The 17,729-nt window shown below is 62.1% G+C and carries 14 protein-coding genes; 5 read left to right on the top strand and 9 right to left on the bottom strand.

What is annotated here, in order from left to right:
• Nucleotides 1-18: 18 nt before the first annotated feature.
• The 5 genes from topA to APH36_RS12540 form a co-directional block, all read right to left on the bottom strand.
• Entirely contained in the window at nt 19-2,628 is a 2,610-nt protein-coding gene (topA, locus tag APH36_RS12560; RefSeq protein WP_060498873.1) for a type I DNA topoisomerase, read from the bottom strand.
• Between the two features lie 100 nt (nt 2,629-2,728).
• Nucleotides 2,729-2,980: a DUF1653 domain-containing protein gene (locus APH36_RS12555; RefSeq protein WP_025754461.1), complete on the bottom strand. Its 252-nt coding sequence runs from the start codon at nt 2,978-2,980 to the stop codon at nt 2,729-2,731.
• A 78-nt stretch (nt 2,981-3,058) separates the two neighbouring features.
• Nucleotides 3,059-4,234: an acetyl-CoA C-acyltransferase FadA gene (fadA, locus tag APH36_RS12550; protein WP_013971712.1), complete on the bottom strand. Its 1,176-nt coding sequence runs from the start codon at nt 4,232-4,234 to the stop codon at nt 3,059-3,061.
• Nucleotides 4,235-4,265: 31 nt separating this feature from the next.
• Nucleotides 4,266-6,413, bottom strand: coding sequence for a fatty acid oxidation complex subunit alpha FadB (gene fadB / locus APH36_RS12545; RefSeq protein ID WP_060498872.1), 2,148 nt, complete (start codon nt 6,411-6,413; stop codon nt 4,266-4,268).
• 611 nt (nt 6,414-7,024) lie between these two features.
• A complete protein-coding gene (locus APH36_RS12540; RefSeq protein ID WP_060498871.1) occupies nt 7,025-7,462 on the bottom strand; it encodes a hypothetical protein in 438 nt (145 codons plus the stop codon).
• 110 nt (nt 7,463-7,572) lie between these two features.
• Here APH36_RS12540 and APH36_RS12535 point away from each other — a divergent pair, with 110 nt between their 5' ends.
• Nucleotides 7,573-8,013 (top strand): universal stress protein, encoded by a 441-nt coding sequence (locus tag APH36_RS12535; protein ID WP_060498870.1) that lies wholly within the window; start codon nt 7,573-7,575, stop codon nt 8,011-8,013.
• A gap of 64 nt (nt 8,014-8,077) precedes the next feature.
• Here APH36_RS12535 and APH36_RS12530 read toward each other — a convergent pair whose 3' ends face one another.
• Nucleotides 8,078-10,006 (bottom strand): ATP-binding cassette domain-containing protein, encoded by a 1,929-nt coding sequence (locus tag APH36_RS12530; RefSeq protein WP_060498869.1) that lies wholly within the window; start codon nt 10,004-10,006, stop codon nt 8,078-8,080.
• A 221-nt stretch (nt 10,007-10,227) separates the two neighbouring features.
• On the opposite strand from APH36_RS12530, the gene APH36_RS12525 reads away from it, so the two are divergent.
• The gene (locus tag APH36_RS12525) at nt 10,228-12,153 is read left to right on the top strand and encodes a transglycosylase SLT domain-containing protein (protein WP_060498868.1); all 1,926 of its coding nucleotides are present in this window, start codon (nt 10,228-10,230) and stop codon (nt 12,151-12,153) included.
• 67 nt (nt 12,154-12,220) lie between these two features.
• On the opposite strand, the gene APH36_RS12520 is transcribed toward APH36_RS12525, so the two are convergent.
• The gene (locus APH36_RS12520; RefSeq protein WP_060498867.1) at nt 12,221-13,024 is read right to left on the bottom strand and encodes an MOSC domain-containing protein; all 804 of its coding nucleotides are present in this window, start codon (nt 13,022-13,024) and stop codon (nt 12,221-12,223) included.
• 55 nt (nt 13,025-13,079) lie between these two features.
• Nucleotides 13,080-14,015 (bottom strand): chemotaxis protein CheV, encoded by a 936-nt coding sequence (locus APH36_RS12515; RefSeq protein WP_016714890.1) that lies wholly within the window; start codon nt 14,013-14,015, stop codon nt 13,080-13,082.
• 351 nt (nt 14,016-14,366) lie between these two features.
• On the opposite strand from APH36_RS12515, the gene APH36_RS12510 reads away from it, so the two are divergent.
• The 3 genes from APH36_RS12510 to APH36_RS12500 all read left to right on the top strand — a co-directional run bounded on the left by APH36_RS12510 (nt 14,367) and on the right by APH36_RS12500 (nt 16,787).
• The gene (locus APH36_RS12510) at nt 14,367-14,876 is read left to right on the top strand and encodes a hypothetical protein (RefSeq protein WP_060498866.1); all 510 of its coding nucleotides are present in this window, start codon (nt 14,367-14,369) and stop codon (nt 14,874-14,876) included.
• A gap of 365 nt (nt 14,877-15,241) precedes the next feature.
• The gene (locus APH36_RS12505) at nt 15,242-16,138 is read left to right on the top strand and encodes a sensor histidine kinase (protein WP_060498865.1); all 897 of its coding nucleotides are present in this window, start codon (nt 15,242-15,244) and stop codon (nt 16,136-16,138) included.
• A complete protein-coding gene (locus APH36_RS12500) occupies nt 16,128-16,787 on the top strand; it encodes a response regulator transcription factor (protein ID WP_060498864.1) in 660 nt (219 codons plus the stop codon). The genes APH36_RS12505 and APH36_RS12500 overlap by 11 nt, the downstream gene beginning before the upstream one ends.
• On the opposite strand, the gene yegS is transcribed toward APH36_RS12500, so the two are convergent.
• Nucleotides 16,771-17,658: a lipid kinase YegS gene (yegS, locus tag APH36_RS12495; protein ID WP_060498863.1), complete on the bottom strand. Its 888-nt coding sequence runs from the start codon at nt 17,656-17,658 to the stop codon at nt 16,771-16,773. The two genes, APH36_RS12500 and yegS, sit on opposite strands and share 17 nt — an antisense overlap.
• Between the last annotated feature and the right edge of the window lie 71 nt (nt 17,659-17,729).

Here is a 17,729-nt window from a genome sequence, read left to right as displayed (position 1 = left end):
AATTACAGCAGCGTCAGATCAGCGCTTGTCTTCAACCTTCCACGCATTCCCGTCGTAGAACGCCTTCCAGCCGGTCGGCTTGCCATCGACCTCGGACTGCACGTACTGCTCCTTGGTCTTGCGGCTGTAGCGGATTACCGCCGGGCGGCCTTCCGGGTCTTTCTGCGGCGCATCGCACAGGAAGTGGTACTTCGGATCGATCTCATGCTTGTGCGGCACGATCTCCAGCACCAGCGGTGCGCGGGTTTCGCGGTTCTTGGGGAACTGGCTGGCAGCCAGGAACAGCCCCGAAGCGCCGTCACGCAACACGTAGGTGTCGTCGACCTTTTCGCACTTGAGCTCCGGCATGTCCACCTTGTCCATCTTCGGTGGCGCAGCCTCGCCGCTCTTGAGCAGCTTGCGGGTGTTCTTACACGCCGGATTGGTGCAACCGAAGAACTTGCCGAAGCGGCCGGTTTTCAATTGCATCTCGCTGCCGCACTTGTCGCACTCCAGGCTCGGCCCTTCGTAACCCTTGATGCGGTAGTTGCCTTCCTCGATCTCGTAGCCGGCGCAATCCGGGTTGTTACCGCAAATGTGCAGCTTATGCTTCTCGTCCAGCAGGTAGGCGTCCATCGCCGTGGCACAGATCGGGCAGCGGTGCTTGCCCAGCAACACGCGGGATTCCGATTCGCCCTCGTCATCAGCGGCAATCTCGTCACCGGGCACCAGGTTGACGGTGGCCTTGCAGCGCTCTTTCGGCGGCAGGCTGTAACCCGAGCAACCCAGGAACACACCCGTGGAAGCAGTGCGGATCATCATCGGTCGGCCACATTCCTTACAGGCAATGTTGGTCATGGTCGGCTGGTTGGCGCGCATGCCGTTTTCGCTGGACTCGGCAGTCTGCAGTTTCTTGCTGAAGTCGCCGTAGAACTCGTCGAGCACGTTTTTCCAGTCCCGCTCACCCTGGGCCACGTCGTCGAGGTTCTCTTCCATGTCGGCGGTAAAGCCGTAGTCCATCAGGTTGGAGAAACTCTCGGACAACCGCTCCGTGACGATGTCGCCCATCTTCTCGGAATAGAAGCGGCGGTTGTGCAAGGTCACATAGCCACGGTCCTGGATGGTCGAGATGATCGCCGCATAGGTCGAGGGCCGGCCAATGCCGCGCTTTTCCATTTCCTTGACCAGGCTGGCTTCGGTGAAGCGCGCCGGCGGCTTGGTGAAGTGCTGGCTCGGGTCGATCTGGATCAGCTTCAGCGCTTCGCCCTGGACCATTTCTGGCAGCACGTCGTCTTCGCCCGGCTTGCTCTGCTGTGGCAGCACGCGGGTGTAACCGTCGAACTTGAGAATACGGCCCTTGGCACGCAGCTCGAAGTCGCCAGCCGCCACGGTGACGCTGGTGGACAGGTACTGCGCCGGCGGCATCTGGCAGGCCAGGAACTGGCGCCAGATCAGCTCGTACAGGCGCTCGGCGTCACGCTCCATGCCACTGAGCTTGGTCGGGTGGGTATTCACGTCAGAAGGACGAATCGCTTCGTGCGCTTCCTGAGCACCTTCCTTGCTGCCGTATACCAGCGGTGCTTCCGGCAGGTACTGCTTGCCGAACTCGCGCTCGATGTAGCTGCGCGCCATGTCCAGGGCATCGGCCGACAGGTTGGTCGAGTCGGTACGCATATACGTGATGTAGCCGGCTTCGTACAAACGCTGGGCCATCATCATGGTTTTCTTCACCCCGAAGCCCAGGCGGTTACTGGCCGCCTGCTGCAGGGTGGAAGTAATGAACGGCGCCGATGGCTTGCTGCTGGTCGGGCGGTCTTCACGCTTGACCACGCTGTAGCTGGAAGCCTTGAGCTTCTCCAGCGCCGCCATGGCCTGGGCTTCGTTCAGCGGTTTGAACGCCTCACCCTTCTCGCGCGCCACCTCGAAGCGCACCTTGGCGTTTTTGGCAGTGCCCAGGTCGGCGTGGATCTCCCAGTACTCTTCCGGGATGAACGCGCGGATTTCGCGCTCGCGCTCCACCACCAGCTTTACCGCCACCGACTGCACGCGGCCGGCAGACAGGCCACGGGCAATCTTGGCCCACAGCAGCGGCGACACCATGTAACCGACCACACGGTCGAGGAAACGGCGCGCCTGCTGGGCGTTGACCCGGTCGATATCCAGCTCGCCTGGCTGCGAGAAGGCCTCCTGGATGGCCTTCTTGGTAATTTCGTTGAACACCACGCGCTTATAGCGGGTGTCGTCACCACCGATGGCTTCGCGCAGGTGCCAGGCAATGGCTTCCCCTTCGCGGTCCAAGTCGGTTGCGAGATAGATGGTGTCGGCATCCTTGGCCAGGCGGCGCAGCTCTTCGATCACCTTTTCCTTGCCAGGCAGGATCTCGTACTTGGCCTTCCAGCCATGGTCAGGGTCGACACCCATACGTGCCACCAGCTGGCGACGGGCCTTTTCCTTTGGCGAAAGGGCCGGAGCCTCACCCGCGGCCTTGCCACGCTTGGCGGCTGGCTCTTTGCTCGCGCTGGCCGAACCGCTGGTGGGGAGGTCTCGGATATGGCCGATACTCGACTTCACCACGTACTGGTTGCCCAGGTACTTGTTGATGGTCTTGGCCTTGGCCGGGGATTCCACAATGACCAGCGATTTGCCCATGGATCGGAGTATTCCTGAATCTGAAGATGAAAAACGCGTCAGGTGCCAGACGCGGCACCGCTATATATAGTGGCAAAAGTGTGAGGTCAAGCTCGAACGATCATGCGTGCGACTTGCCCAGCAACCCGGGCAGCCCCTCTTCGGCCTTGACCAAAGCAAAGCGTGGCACCTGCTCGCCGTCAACCTCGACCGACTCCTGGAACATCGAAAGTGGCCGTACCCAGAAGCTGTAATCACCATACAGACACTGGTAGAACACCATCCACTCTTCGCTCTCGGAGTGCCGTGCAACACTGAAGACACGGTACTCAGGCCCTTTGTAATGCCGGTATACGCCTGGTTGTATCTGCATGTTGCCCACCCTCTTGACTTGAACCTGAAAAAAACAAAAACCGGGGCACAAGGCCCCGGCTGCTGTCCTGCAACGCGATCAGACGCGTTCGAAGACAGTGGTGATACCTTGGCCGAGGCCGACGCACATGGTCGCCACCCCCAGGGTACCGCCATTCTGCTTCATGACGTTGAGCAGGGTGCCCGAAATACGTGCCCCGGAGCAACCGAACGGGTGGCCCAAGGCAATGGCGCCGCCGTGCAGGTTAACCTTCTCATCCATCTTGTCGAGCACTTTCAAGTCTTTCAGCACTGGCAGGGCCTGTGCAGCGAAGGCTTCATTGAGCTCGATGAAGTCGATATCGGCCATGGTCAGGCCGGCACGCTTGAGGGCTTTCTGGGTCGACGGCACCGGGCCATAACCCATGATTGCCGGGTCGACACCGGCCACCGCCATCGAACGAATCACCGCCAATGGCTGGATACCCAGGTCCATGGCGCGCTGGCCGGACATCACGATCATGCACGAGGCGCCGTCGGTGATCTGCGACGAGGTACCGGCAGTGACGGTACCGCCTTTCGGGTTGAACGCAGGCTTGAGCGATGCCAGGCCTTCGAGGGTGGTTTCCGGGCGAATGGTTTCGTCGAAATCGAACACCTTCAGGAAGCCGTTCTCGTCGTAGCCCTGCATCGGGATGATCTCGTCCTTGAACTTGCCTTCGACCGTGGCCTTGTGGGCCAGCTGGTGCGAACGCAGGCCGAACAGGTCCTGCTGCTCACGGGTGATGCCGTGCATCTTGCCGAGCATTTCCGCAGTCAGGCCCATCATCCCGGAAGCCTTGGCGGCGTGCAAGGACAGGTGCGGGTTGGGGTCGACGCCGTGCATCATGCTGACGTGGCCCATGTGCTCCACGCCACCGACCACGAACACATCACCGTTGCCGGTCATGATCGCCTGGGCAGCCGTGTGCAGCGCGCTCATCGACGAGCCACACAGGCGGCTGACGGTCTGGGCTGCGGAGGTGTGCGGAATCTGGGTCATCAGCGAGGCCATGCGGGCGATGTTCCAGCCCTGCTCCAGGGTCTGGTTGACGCAGCCCCAGATCACGTCCTCGACCTCTTTCGGGTCGACCTTGTCGTTGCGTTCCAGCAGTTTGCTGATCAGGTGCGCCGACATGTCTTCGGCGCGGGTATTGCGGTGCATGCCACCCTTGGAGCGGCCCATTGGCGTGCGACCGAAGTCGACAATCACCACGTCTCTTGGATTCAGGCTCATATCAAATCTCTCGCTCTAGCTCGTTGACCGCTCAGTTGAAGAAGCGCTGGCCGTTCTTGGCCATTTCACGCAGCTTGGCGGTCGGGTGGTACAGCGGCCCCAGGTCGGCGTACTGATCGGCCAGGGCAACGAATTCGGCCACACCGATCGAGTCGATGTAGCGCAGCGCACCCCCGCGGAAAGGAGGGAAACCAATGCCGTAGACCAGGCCCATGTCGGCTTCGGCGGCGGTTTCGACAATGCCGTCTTCCAGGCAGCGCACGGTCTCCAGGCACAGCGGGACCATCATCCAGTTGATGATGTCTTCGTCGGTGACTTCACGCTGCTCGAAGACGACCGGCTTGAGCACGTCCAGCACGGTGGCGTCGAAGACTTTCTTCGGCTTGCCGCGCTTGTCGGTTTCGTAGGCGTAGAAGCCCTTGCCGTTCTTCTGGCCCAGGCGGTTGGCCTCGTACAGTGCGTCGACGGCCGAGCGGCGGTCGTCTTTCATGCGGTCCGGGAAGCCTTCAGCCATCACGTCGCGGCCGTGGTGGCCGGTGTCGATGCCGACCACGTCCATCAGGTACGCCGGGCCCATTGGCCAGCCGAACTTTTCCATCACCTTGTCGATACGCACGAAGTCGACACCGGCGCTGACCAGCTTGGCGAAGCCGCCGAAGTACGGGAACAGTACACGGTTGACCAAGAAGCCCGGGCAGTCGTTGACCACGATCGGGTTCTTGCCCATTTTCTTGGCGTAGGCCACGGTGGTGGCGACCGCCACTTCACTGGACTTCTCGCCACGGATCACTTCCACCAGCGGCATCATGTGCACCGGGTTGAAGAAGTGCATGCCGACGAAGTTTTCCGGGCGCTTGAGCGCCTTGGCCAGCAGGTTGATGGAGATGGTCGAGGTGTTGGAGGCGAGAATCGCATCGTCCTTCACCTGGCCTTCCACTTCAGCCAGCACGGCCTGCTTCACTTTCGGGTTCTCGACCACGGCTTCGACGACGATGTCGACATGGGCGAAATCGCCATAGGACAGGGTCGGGCGAATGGCGTTGAGCGCCTCGGCCATTTTGGCCGGGGTCAGGCGGCCCTTCTCGACGCGGTTGCCGAGCAGTTTGGAAGCCTCGTTAAGGCCCAGCTGGATGGCTTCCTCGCGGATATCCTTCATCAGGATCGGGGTACCCTTGACCGCCGACTGGTAAGCGATACCGCCACCCATGATGCCAGCGCCGAGCACGGCAGCCTGCTTCACGTCGCGGGCGATTTCGTCATACGCCTTGGCCTTGCGCTTGAGCTCCTGGTCGTTCAGGAACAGGCCGATGAGGCTTTCGGCAACCGAGGTCTTGGCCAGCTTGGCAAAGCCTGCGGCTTCGACCTCCAGCGCCTTGTCGCGACCGAAGTTGGCAGCTTTCTGGATGGTCTTGATGGCTTCGACCGGTGCCGGGTAATTCGGGCCGGCCTGGCCAGCGACGAAGCCCTTGGCGGTTTCGAAGGCCATCATCTGCTCGATGGCATTGAGCTTGAGCTTTTCCAGCTTCGGCTGGCGCTTGGCCTTGTAGTCCAGCTCGCCGCTGATGGCGCGCTTGATCAGGTCCAGGGCACCGGCCAGCAGCAGCTCAGGGGCGACCACAGCGTCGACGGCACCCACTTTCAGGGCGTCTTCGGCGCGGTTTTCCTTGCCGGCGGCAATCCACTCGATGGCGTTGTCCGAGCCGATCAGGCGTGGCAGGCGCACGGTGCCGCCAAAGCCCGGGTAGATACCCAGCTTGACTTCCGGCAGGCCGATCTTGGCGCTGGTGGACATGACCCGGTAGTCGGCGGCCAGGCACATTTCCAGGCCACCGCCCAGGGCGATGCCGTTGATGGCGGCAACGGTTGGCACTTCGAGGTCTTCGAAGGCGTTGAAGATGCGGTTGGCTTCCAGGTTGCCGGCGACCAGTTCGGCCTCGGGCAGCTTGAAGTTGTCGACGAACTCGGTGATGTCGGCGCCGACGATGAACACGTCCTTGCCACTGCTGACGATCACGCCCTTGACCGAGGCGTCGGCCTTGATGGCATCGACGGCCTGGCGCAGCTCGTTCAGGGTCAGGCGGTTGAACTTGTTGACGGACTCACCCTTGAGGTCGAACTTGAGCTCGACGATGCCACTTTCAAGAGCCTTAACCGTGATGGCTTTACCTTCGTAAATCATCAACTGATCTCCACGATATGGAAGCTGAACTGTACACGCCGATCGCTGCAGCAGAAGCAGGCCTAACTGCCCCGCCCCAGGCACACCCGTCAGCGCGCTAGTCGGAAGTATGGCTTGGCGTCACGACATACAAACGCTCAATTCATACGCCCGTTTGATTTGGGTGTGCACACATTCTCCGAAAAGATCGGCGTTGTCAAATGCTCACGAGCATGGCGAAAACGCGACTTTCCAGTCATTTTGTATCGTCTTGGTACAAAACATGATGACAGTGATCGCCGCCCATTCATGTCAGCGATTGACCACAGCCACTTGCAGCGTGCTGCAACTTTCCGCTTGCACGACAACCCCGGGCGGCTACACTGGCACTTGCTTGAATGAATACCCGGCCTGCCTGGCCTTTTCTGCGCAGCAGAACGCAAAGCGGCGACTTGGCACCCCACCCCTTCAGGGTTCTGCCGAGCCGCCGCTTTGTCGTTCATAGCGATTGAAACCGCCGCATTCCCTGTGGGAGCGGGCGTGCCCGCGAAGCATTCAACGCAGTGGCTGGCACCGGCTGCGCCGGTGTTCGCGGGCATGCCCGCTCCCACAGTGACCGTGCAAAGCAGGTATCAGGCGAGGGTTTCGAGGACGTAGGCAACATCCTGCAATACTGCCGTATCGCCCCGCTCAGTCCAGTACAACGCGATCATCCGAGCATCCGCCTCGACCTTGTAAACGCTCGCCGGCAAGCGCGCCAGGGCCTCCACGAAGCGCGGATTTTCGCAGGGTTCACGCCACTGGTTCCACCACACCCCCGGGCTGACCTGCCAGAAGCTGAAGCTGTCCTCGTGCCCACGGCGCCGGGCGCGATGGTACTGCGGGCAGGGGCTTGGCGGCTCCTTTTCCAGCCAGTGCGGCCATTGCTGCGGCGCCAACTGCATGGCCAGGCCCATGCGCCGCGCTTCCAGGCGCAGCTTCATCTGCTCACTCTGTTTGCGCGAGGAACGCAGCCAGGAAAGCGGGCTGAGAATCAGCGCAAGGATTGACACCACCAGCAATACCGTCATATCAGTAGATCCCATAAAGCGTTGCAAATGAGCTGGTTAGCCATTTTTCACGGAAGACCCGCCCGAAAGCGACCATACTTCTTCTATCGCGATTGTCAGGAGTACCGCTCATGCAATACGAACATTTGTTGGTCGCCGTCGACCTGACCGAAGAATGCGACCCGGTGATCAAGCGTGCCATGGCGCTGGCCGCGCCTTCGAACGCCAAGGTGTCGCTGGTGCACATCGTCGAACCGATGGCCATGGCATTTGGCGGTGACGTGCCGATGGACCTGTCGCAGCTGCAACAGCAGCAGTTCGACCAGGCCAAAGAGCGCATGGAACGCCTGTTCAACAAATACCCGGACATCAAACGCGGTGACTCGCACCTGACTTACGGCCAACCGCGCCAGGAAATTCACCAGTTGGCCAAGGACCAGAAATGCGACCTGATCGTGGTCGGCAGCCATGGCCGTCACGGTCTGGCATTGCTGCTGGGTTCCACGGCCAATGACGTGCTGCATGGGGCGCCGTGTGATGTGCTGGCGGTGCGGTTGCTGAAGAAGGAATGATTTAACCTGTACTGGCCTCTTCGCGGGTTTACCCGCGAAGAGGCCAGTACAGATTGAAATCTGATCAGCCTTCCAACTCAGCCCAGCGCTCTACCAGTACATCCAGCTCACCCTGCAGCTTCTCGATCTTGGCCAGCACCGCCGAAGTCTCCGCAATCGGCCGCTGATAGAAGCCCGCCGCATTCACTTCTTCCTGGGCTTCAGCCATGCGCTGCTCCAGCGCGTCGATCTGCCCCGGCAGCATCTCCAGCTCACGCTGCAGCTTGTAGCTGAGCTTCTTCTTCGAGGCTTCTTCCACCACCGGCGCAGCAACAGGCGCAGGCTTGGCCTCGACCTTCTCCACCACCGCACTGTTGAGGGCCGACTTGCCGCCCTTGCTCTCGGTCACGCCCAGCAGCTTCGGCGAGCCACCCTGGCGAATCCAGTCCTCATAACCACCGACATACTCGCGCACCTTGCCCTCGCCTTCGAACACCAGGGTGCTGGTGACGACGTTGTCGAGGAAGGCCCGGTCGTGGCTGACGATCAGCACAGTGCCCTTGTAGTTGGACAGCACCTCTTCGAGCAACTCGAGGGTTTCCACGTCCAGGTCGTTGGTGGGTTCGTCGAGCACCAGCAGGTTGGCCGGCTTGCTGAACAGCTTGGCCAGCAGCAGGCGAGCACGCTCACCACCCGACAGCGCCTTGACCGGCGTGCGCGCACGCTGCGGGCTGAACAGGAAGTCGCCCAGGTAGCTCAGCACGTGGCGGTTCTGGCCGTCGATCTCGATGAAGTCACGGCCTTCGGCCAAGTTGTCGATCACGGTCTTTTCAAGGTCGAGCTGGTGGCGCATCTGGTCGAAATAGGCCACCTCGAGCTTGGTGCCGCGCTCTACCTTGCCTGCGGTCGGCTCAAGGTCGCCGAGCATCATCTTCAGCAAGGTCGTCTTGCCGGTACCGTTGGCGCCCAGCAGACCGATACGGTCCTCGCGCTGCAGGACCATGGAGAAGTCCTTGACCAGCATCGGCCCGTCAGGGTGATGGAAGCTGACGTTGTCCAGCACCATCACCTGCTTGCCGGACTTTTCCGCCGCTTCGATCTGGATGTTGGCCTTGCCCTGACGCTCACGGCGTTCGCCACGCTCCACACGCAAGGCTTTCAGCGCACGTACACGGCCTTCGTTGCGGGTGCGGCGGGCCTTGATGCCCTGACGAATCCACACCTCTTCCTGGGCCAGACGCTTGTCGAACAGCGCATTGGCGGTTTCTTCGGCGGCCAGTGCGGCCTCCTTGTGCACCAGGAAGCTGGCGTAGTCGCCGTTCCAGTCGATCAGGCCGCCACGGTCCAGCTCAAGGATACGGGTGGCCAGGTTCTGCAGGAAGGAACGGTCGTGGGTAATAAACAGCACCGCACCGTTGAAGCCACGCAGGGCTTCTTCGAGCCAGGCGATGGCACCGATGTCCAGGTGGTTGGTGGGCTCGTCGAGCAGCAACAGGTCGGGCTCGGACACCAGCGCCTGTGCCAGCAGCACACGGCGGCGCCAGCCACCGGACAGCTCGGCCAGGGTCTTGTCGGCGGGCAACTGCAGGCGGCTGAGGGTGCTCTCTACCACCTGCTGCAGGCGCCAGCCATCACGGGCTTCCAGCTCGTGCTGGACGTGCATGAGCTTTTCCAGGTCTTCGTCACCCTGGATGTTCATGCTCAGGTGATGGAACTGCGCCAGCAACTCGCCCACGCCGTCCAGGCCAGCAGCCACCACATCGAACACCGTACGCGCGTCGGCCACCGGCAGTTCCTGCGGCAATTCGCCAATCTTCAGGCCCGGGGCACGCCAGATTTCACCGTCATCGCCCTTCTGCTCGCCCTTGACCAGGCGCAGCATGCTCGACTTGCCGGTGCCGTTGCGGCCGATGATGCACACCCGCTCGCCACGAGCGATCTGCCAGGACACTTTGTCCAGCAGCGGCATGGCGCCGAATGCGAGGGACACATCGCTGAATTTGAGCAGGGTCATGTTGGTCTCCATAAATCGGGCGCGCATTCTACCTGACTTGGCCCTCGACGGCATCCGCCAGGCCAACCGGCGAGTGCCGGGCGACATCCGGTCGAACTTAATATCCCGATACAAGCACAGTGCTTTCACCCGCTGCCGGCAAACAGCTAAGCTAAGGCAATAGCTTTCAACAGTGCTGGCTCCGCCGTCACTTCCCCATGGTTCAACTGCCCGGACGTATCATGCGCAGCCGCCTGTTACATATTGCATCCTGCCTGCTGCTTACCGCTGCCACCTGCGCGGCGCAGGCCACCGACCTGACCCTGCAACGCCAGTACTACGACGAAGCCAAGCGTGCGCTGGCCAAAGGCGACAAAGGCCCGTACCTGCGTTACGCCCAGGCCCTGAACGACTACCCGCTGACGCCCTACCTGGCCTACGACGAACTTACCGCCCGCCTGAAAAGCGCCAGCAACCAGGAAATCGAAGGTTTCCTCGCCAAGCACGGCGACTTGCCCCAGGCCAACTGGATGAAACTGCGCTGGTTGCGCTGGCTGGCCGAACGGGGCGAGTGGGACACCTTCGTCAAATACTACGACCCCAAGCTCAACTTCACCGAACTGGACTGCCTCAACGGCCAGTACCAGCTCAGCCACGGGTTGCGTGCCGAGGGCTACGCCACGGCCGACAAACTGTGGAACGTCGGCAAGTCACAACCTGCCGCGTGCGACACGCTGTTCGGCATGTGGGCCGCCGAAGGCCAGCTGACCGAGGCCAAGCGCTGGGAACGCACCAAGCTGGCGGCCCAGGCGCGCAACTACGCCCTGGCCAACAACCTGGTCAAGACCCTGACCACCCTCGGCCCGCAAGGGCGCCTGCTGGTCGACGTGGCGCAAAAACCGGAGCTGCTCAACCAGCCGTCGCGCTTCACCCCGGTCAACGAAGCCATGTCCGACGTGGTCAGCCTCGGCCTGCGCCGCCTGGCCCGCCAAGACCCGGAGCGGGCCATGGCCTTGCTGGACGATTACGCCCAGCGCATGCACTTTTCCCGCGACGAGAAGGTGGCCATCGCCCGTGAAATCGGCCTGACCCTGGCACGCCGTTACGACCCGCGCGCCCTCGACCTGATGACCCGCTACGACCCGGAGCTGCGCGACAACACCGTCAGCGAGTGGCGCCTGCGCCTGCTGTTGCGCCTGGGCCGCTGGGAAGACGCTTACGATCTGACCAAACGCCTGCCTCAGGAACTGGCCAGCAGCAGCCGCTGGAAGTACTGGCAGGCTCGCAGCCTGGAGCTGGCACAGCCGAACAACCCGCAGATCCCGCTGCTGTACAAGACCGTGGCGCGTGAGCGCGACTTCTATGGCTTCCTGGCTGCCGACCGGGCACAAACACCGTACCAGCTGAACAACAAGCCGCTGCTGCTGAGCCCGCAACTGGTCAAGAAGGTACGCAACACACCCGGCATTCAGCGCGCGCTGGAATTCCATGCCCGCGGCCAGATCGTCGAAGGCCGCCGCGAGTGGTACCACGTCAGCCGCCACTTCACCCGCGACGAAATGGTTGCCCAGGCGCGCCTGGGCTATGAGCTGCGCTGGTACTTCCCGGCCATCCGCACCATCAGCCAGGCGCAGTACTGGGACGATCTGGACATCCGCTTCCCGATGGCCCACCGCGACACGCTGGTGCGCGAAGCCAAGGTTCGCGGCCTGCATTCGAGTTGGGTATTCGCCATCACCCGCCAGGAAAGTGCATTCATGGAGGATGCGCGCTCACCGGTGGGTGCCAGCGGCCTGATGCAACTGATGCCGGCCACAGCCAAGGAAACCGCGCGCAAGTTCAGCATCCCCCTGGCGTCACCGGCGCAGGTACTGAACCCGGACAAAAACATCCAGCTGGGCGCCGCGTACCTGAGCCAGGTGCACAGCCAGTTCAACGGCAACCGTGTGCTGGCTTCGGCGGCCTACAACGCAGGGCCCGGGCGTGTTCGCCAGTGGCTGAAAGGCGCCAAGCACCTGAGCTTCGATGTGTGGGTGGAGTCGATCCCGTTCGACGAAACACGCCAGTATGTGCAGAACGTGCTGTCGTATTCGGTGATTTACGGGCAGAAGCTGAATTCGCCGCAGCCGCTGGTGGATTGGCATGAGCGGTATTTCGATGACATGTAAGGTTTGTTGAGCCTGAACCGGCCTCTTCGCGGGTAAACCCGGGAAGAGGCCGGTTCAGCAAACCAAGTTACTCCAGAACTTCGACTTCCATCCCTACCTCAAGCCACCCACTGCCATCTACGGCTAGGTTCTGCCCGAACAGCACATCCCCCTCCTTCTCGCGAAAGGTCTTGAGCGTGGCCATAGGCTCCCGGTCGGCACTGCGCTCCCCGGTAGCCGGGTCAATCGTGGTAAAGATGCACCGCACACTCGGTTTGAGCACACGAAACACCAAGCTGCCGATACGAATCCGCTTCCAGCCATCTTCGGCGAAGGGTTCAGCGCCCTGCACCACTAGGTTGGGCCGAAAGCGCAGCATCTCCATGGGCCGGCCAACACGCCGACTGAGCTCATCGAGCGAGCCCTGGCCAATCAGCAGCAAGGGGAAACCATCCGGAAAGGCCGCCCGGTCACTGTTGAAACCATAACCATTGGGCAGGTAGCGCGCACGCTGCTCCGGGCAATGCACCAGGCGCACGGCCTTGCCCAGCAGTTCGCTCAGCCAGGCCGCCACTTCATCGCCTGCATCGGGCACTCGCAACGTATCGCGCCAGATGGTCACACCACGCAGGGCTTCGTCGGCAGCGGGTACAGGTACCCGCAATGGTGCCTGCCCAGGCGCCTGTAGCAGCAACTCGCCACTGTCGTCTTCACACGCCTGCAACTGGCCAAGTTGTGGCCATGCGCGCTGGGTCAGGAAGCGTCCGTTTTCTTCCTCGACCACCATCCAGCGCCGGTCACCCTGCAGCCCCAGCAACCCAACCGGTGAAGCCTGCAGGCTCTGCGCCTGCCCCGACTTCACCGGGTATCGATACAACTCACTGAGAAACATCCCTGCTGCCTCGCGTCATGCCAAAAGCCAAGCTTATACCTGGCCGGCCCAGGGTTCACGCAGTGGCGGTGTCCAGTAGCAGGCGTTGCTTGACCACGTCGACCAGGCGATCGGGCTGGAACTTGGACAGGAAGTTGTCGCAACCCACCTTTTTCACCATGGACTCGTTGAAACTGCCCGACAGCGAGGTGTGCAGCACTACGTAAAGCTGGCGCAGGCGTGCATCACTGCGGATCTCGGTGGTCAGCCGGTAGCCGTCCATTTCCGGCATTTCGGCATCGGTAAATACCATCAGCAGCTTCTCGCACACGTCTTCGCCGGCATCGGCCCAGCCCTTGAGCATACGTAGCGCTTTCAGGCCATCACTGGCCACATGCAGTTTCACGCCTAACTGGGACAGCGTATCGCGCAACTGCGCCAAGGCCACGCTGGAGTCATCCACCAGCAGCACCTCACGGCCACGCGCCCGGGCCAGCACCGGGTCGGCGAGTTTGTCGCCAGAGACCCGGGCGTTGTACGGCACGATCTCGGCCAGCACCTTCTCTACGTCGATAACCTCCACCAGCTTGTCATCGACCTTGGTGATGGCGGTCAGGTAGTGTTGGCGCCCGGCACTGGAAGGCGGCGGCATGATCGACTCCCAGTTCATGTTGACGATGCGGTCCACACCACCGACCAGGAAGGCCTGCACCGAGCGGTTGTACTCGGTGACGATGATGGTGCTGTCCGGCCCCGGTTGCAGCGGGCGCATGCCAATCGCCTGGGACAGGTCGATCACCGGCAGCGTCTGCCCGCGCAGGTTGACCACACCGCAGACGAAGGCGTGGCGCTGAGGCATCAAGGTCAGTTTGGGCAGTTGCAGCACCTCCTGCACCTTGAACACGTTGATCGCGAACAACTGGCGACCGGCCAGGCGAAACATCAGAATTTCCAGGCGGTTCTCACCCACCAATTGCGTGCGTTGGTCTACCGTGTCGAGAATGCCAGCCATTGGAAACCCCCCAGGCTTGAGTCGGAAAAGGTGAAATCATCTACCCTGTATCGGCGGTTTCACGCGCACCTTGACCCTTGCGGAAAAATACCGCCAAGGCAATTGATATCACTTTACCATCATGCTTTACTGCGGGCACACCGGGATAAACCGAGGGGGCTGCAAAAGTTCCCCACCCTGGCCCCGCATCAGGGAAACCCTTAGTCGCAATCGGGCGAAACCTGATGTTCGCGATATCCTTTAGCCATTAATGTGACGCCATTCTCACTGCATGAATGGAGTCAGGCTTTTGCTAGCTATCGTTTCGGCGTGCCCGCCCCCTGCGCCTACCCCACGCGCGGGGACCTGACAATGGACACTGCCTTATCGTTCGACGACGCCCTCCAGGGCTTCCTGCTGGATGCCCAGGTACTGCTGACCCAGGCCCAGGAATGCCTGCAGCATCTGGAACTGATCGATAATGATCCGGATGCCTGCCGCTGCCTGGACAACGTCCTCGACAGCCTCGCCCGTCAGGCCACACGCCTGGGCCTGCGTGAAGTCGCCCATTACACCACTGCCCTTCAACAGCTGCTCGCCCCGGCCTGCCACGGTGGTTGCCTGCAACGTGCAGCCCTACCCGCGATAGGGGAGTGCCTGACCCTGCTGGCCTGGCAACTGGAACTGGTCGACCCCCGTACCGGGCGGCTGAACCTGGACATCGGCGAGCAACTGGTGCTACTGGGTGAGTTGGCGAAGGTCGTGCAACAACCTTTAGCGTCAACCTGTACGTCATGCGATGAGCAAGGCAGCGTGTGCATTCACACCCCTGGTGAAGTGGCAGCCAGCAGCCGCCCTGACCGCTCTAAACCGGCGCTCTAATTGACGCAGTGTGCAACTAAGTACCGTTGTTCAAGCCCCACCATGGTCAAACTTGGAAAGTTCTGCAGGTTTTTAGTGGCCCAACTTGAACCCTGAGCACGCTAGTTGCAGCACAAGTGCGTACTGCACGATTAACGGGTGGCACTTTGCTACCCGAAAAGACCGGACCAGCAGGCGTTTCAAAGCGTTTCCCAGCCGCGACCGATGCAATGCAAAGTGGTAATATGCGCCCCCACAAAGGCTTGCAACCTGAAGCAAGGTTGAAAGATCACGCATTCGAAAAAACATCGAAAGTACTGCGCCAAAGCCTCTGACCAGCATTGTGCAAGGCCTCCATCAGCAATACTTCAGTGGCTTTCCTACTTATGTTCCCACGCTTGAAGACTTCTCTGCGTTGCTGCTCCCGCGCTGCCCTGCTGCGTTGGGCAACGGTCGGGCTGTGCGTGGCCTCGCTGGTTGCGAACCTGGCGCTGTACCTGGCCAACCAGGCCATCCCGGCCAGCCTGCTGGTGCTACAGCTGGCCGCCACGCTGGGCGCCGCCGTTCAACTGGGGCTGAGCGCCAGGTCGATCAGCCTGCGCCCGGCCGAACTGGCCGAGCGCATGCTCAAGGTGCAGGAAGACGAACGTCAGCACCTGAGCCGGGAACTTCACGACGACATCGGCCAATTGCTCACCGCTGCGAAGCTGCAGTTGCAGTGGCTGCAGCGGCGTATGCCCGACGAGCTGCAGGGCCACTGCGATGCCCTGCGCGGCACGCTGGATGACACCCTGGGCAACGTGCGCGATGTGTCCGCCCTGCTCAACCCCCGGCAGCTCGCCAGCCTTGGCCTGGAAGCCAGCCTGCGCGCGCACCTGGTACGTACCCTGGCCAGCAGCGGCGTGCACTGGAGCCTGGCGTGCAACCAGCGCCTGGGCGGCATCGACGAAGCCGTGGCCATGGCCGTGTTCCGCATTACCCAGGAGGCGGTGACCAATATGTTGCGCCACGCCCAGGCACACAACCTGGTCATCCGCCTGCAGCGCACCCCTGAAGGGCTGGCATTGTCGATCCACGACGATGGCCGCGGCTTCATCCCCGCCCGGCACCCGGCCGAGGCAGGCCAGCGCGGCCTTGCCGGCATGCAGGAGCGGGTAACCGCGTTGCAGGGCAGCCTCGACATCACCAGCCAGCCTGGCCTGGGTACGCAGATCGAAGCGATGTTCCCCTGGCCCCCGCGCAGCCAGCAACGCGCCCGGAGTACTGCCACCCATGACCTGTAGACTGCTGCTGGTTGACGACCATTCGCTGATCCGCGCCGGGGTGCGCGCGCTGGTCTGTGACATCCCTGGCTATCACGTGATCGGCGAAGCCGACGATGGCGGTCAACTGCTCGAACAGGTGCGCACGCTGGCGCCCGACATCGTCTTGCTGGACATTTCGATGCGCTCCACCAGCGGCCTGGACGCCCTGACTCAACTACGGGCCAGCGGCAACGCCTGCAAAGTGCTGATTCTCTCGATGCACACCGACCCCGACCTGATCATGCGGGCGCTGGAAAGCGGCGCCCACGGCTATCTGCTCAAGGACACCAGCGCCACCGAACTGGAGCAGGCCCTGAGCGCGGTGCGCAACGGCGAGCGCTACCTCAGCCCAGCCATCGCCCACACCGTCATCAACCAGGCGTTACGGCACACCAAACAGGGCAAGCAGGCCGCTGGCGAGCGGCATAACCTCACGGCCCGGCAACTGGAAATCCTGCGCCTGATCGTGCGCGGCAAGTCCACCCGGGAAATCGCTGCGGGCCTTGGCCTGTCTATCAAGACGGTCGAAACCCACCGCTCGCAAATCATGAAGCGGCTGCAGATTCATGACGTGGCTGGCCTGGTACTGTTTGCCGTACGCGAGAAAATCATCAGCCTGGACGACTGAGCAATGGCGACCCGGCCGGCAGGTGCAGGCGTATCGCGGCTGGCCTGGCCTGAAAGCGCAGGTTGTCGGCCTGCAACGGCTCGCCATCGAGGTTGATATCCAGCCCCTGCGAACTCTTGATTTCCACCCAGGGCAACCTCGCCCGAACGAACAGGCCATCGCCGGCCAGCAGATCGCGCAAAGCCCCGACCACTTCCTGCGGCGCAGGTAGGATGGCGATGTCCAGCAAACCGTCGTTCACCACCGCTTCAGGGCATAGCACCTGCCCTCCCCCAGCCTGGCGGCCGTTACCGATACCCAGCGCCAGCAAGCTCCCTTGCCACTGAAAGTCTGGCCCTTGCAGTTCCACCGAAGCTGCCTGCAGTTCGCTGAAGCGCGACAAGCCGGTGAACAGGTAGGCGGCCGCCCCCAGCACTTTTTTCAGGTCTTCGGAGGTGTTGGCGGTGACCTGGCTGCCGAATCCGCCTGTGGCCATGTTAAGGAACAACTGGTCGCCAGCCTGGCCCAGGTCTATTGCCTGGGCCGGTGTGTTCAGCAACGCCAGAGCCGCAGCAGGCTCCAGCGGTATACCTGCGGCTCGGGCGAAGTCGTTGGCAGTGCCAAGGGGCAACAGCGCCAGGCTGGCATCAGCGCCGGCCAGCCCCATGGCTTCGGCCACGTCGCGCAAAGTGCCATCCCCACCACCGGCAACAACATGGCTGTAGCCCGCGCTCAGCGCCTCGCCGACCAGCCGCTGCGCATCACCCGCCTCCCAGGTGACACGTACATCCAGTGCCCAGCCGGTATCGCGCAGGTCGTGCACAGCGCTGCGCAATTCTTCGTTCATCGCCTGCTTACCGTGCAGGATCAGCATTGCCTTGCGCCCTTGCATTGCGCGTCTCCGTGAAGTTGAACCACCCAGATCTCGACCATGCGCAGCCAGGGATCGTTGCATGGGTGCAG

It is taken from the genome of Pseudomonas sp. NBRC 111133 (assembly GCF_001320605.1).
Taxonomy (GTDB): domain Bacteria; phylum Pseudomonadota; class Gammaproteobacteria; order Pseudomonadales; family Pseudomonadaceae; genus Aquipseudomonas; species Aquipseudomonas monteilii.
This window is presented reverse-complemented; position numbering and strand designations above follow the sequence as displayed.

Bases quoted from the DNA above. Each gene is read 5' to 3' on its own strand.
- APH36_RS12505 (WP_060498865.1), top strand. From the start codon at position 15,242: ATGTTCCCACGCTTGAAGACTTCTCTGCGTTGCTGCTCCCGCGCTGCC.
- APH36_RS12500 (WP_060498864.1), top strand. From the start codon at position 16,128: ATGACCTGTAGACTGCTGCTGGTTGACGACCATTCGCTGATCCGCGCC.
- APH36_RS12535 (WP_060498870.1), top strand. From the start codon at position 7,573: ATGCAATACGAACATTTGTTGGTCGCCGTCGACCTGACCGAAGAATGC.
- APH36_RS12530 (WP_060498869.1), bottom strand. From the start codon at position 10,006: ATGACCCTGCTCAAATTCAGCGATGTGTCCCTCGCATTCGGCGCCATG.
- APH36_RS12555 (WP_025754461.1), bottom strand. From the start codon at position 2,980: ATGCAGATACAACCAGGCGTATACCGGCATTACAAAGGGCCTGAGTAC.
- APH36_RS12510 (WP_060498866.1), top strand. From the start codon at position 14,367: ATGGACACTGCCTTATCGTTCGACGACGCCCTCCAGGGCTTCCTGCTG.
- APH36_RS12515 (WP_016714890.1), bottom strand. From the start codon at position 14,015: ATGGCTGGCATTCTCGACACGGTAGACCAACGCACGCAATTGGTGGGT.
- yegS (WP_060498863.1), bottom strand. From the start codon at position 17,658: ATGCAAGGGCGCAAGGCAATGCTGATCCTGCACGGTAAGCAGGCGATG.
- topA (WP_060498873.1), bottom strand. From the start codon at position 2,628: ATGGGCAAATCGCTGGTCATTGTGGAATCCCCGGCCAAGGCCAAGACC.
- APH36_RS12540 (WP_060498871.1), bottom strand. From the start codon at position 7,462: ATGACGGTATTGCTGGTGGTGTCAATCCTTGCGCTGATTCTCAGCCCG.
- APH36_RS12525 (WP_060498868.1), top strand. From the start codon at position 10,228: ATGCGCAGCCGCCTGTTACATATTGCATCCTGCCTGCTGCTTACCGCT.
- APH36_RS12520 (WP_060498867.1), bottom strand. From the start codon at position 13,024: ATGTTTCTCAGTGAGTTGTATCGATACCCGGTGAAGTCGGGGCAGGCG.
- fadB (WP_060498872.1), bottom strand. From the start codon at position 6,413: ATGATTTACGAAGGTAAAGCCATCACGGTTAAGGCTCTTGAAAGTGGC.
- fadA (WP_013971712.1), bottom strand. From the start codon at position 4,234: ATGAGCCTGAATCCAAGAGACGTGGTGATTGTCGACTTCGGTCGCACG.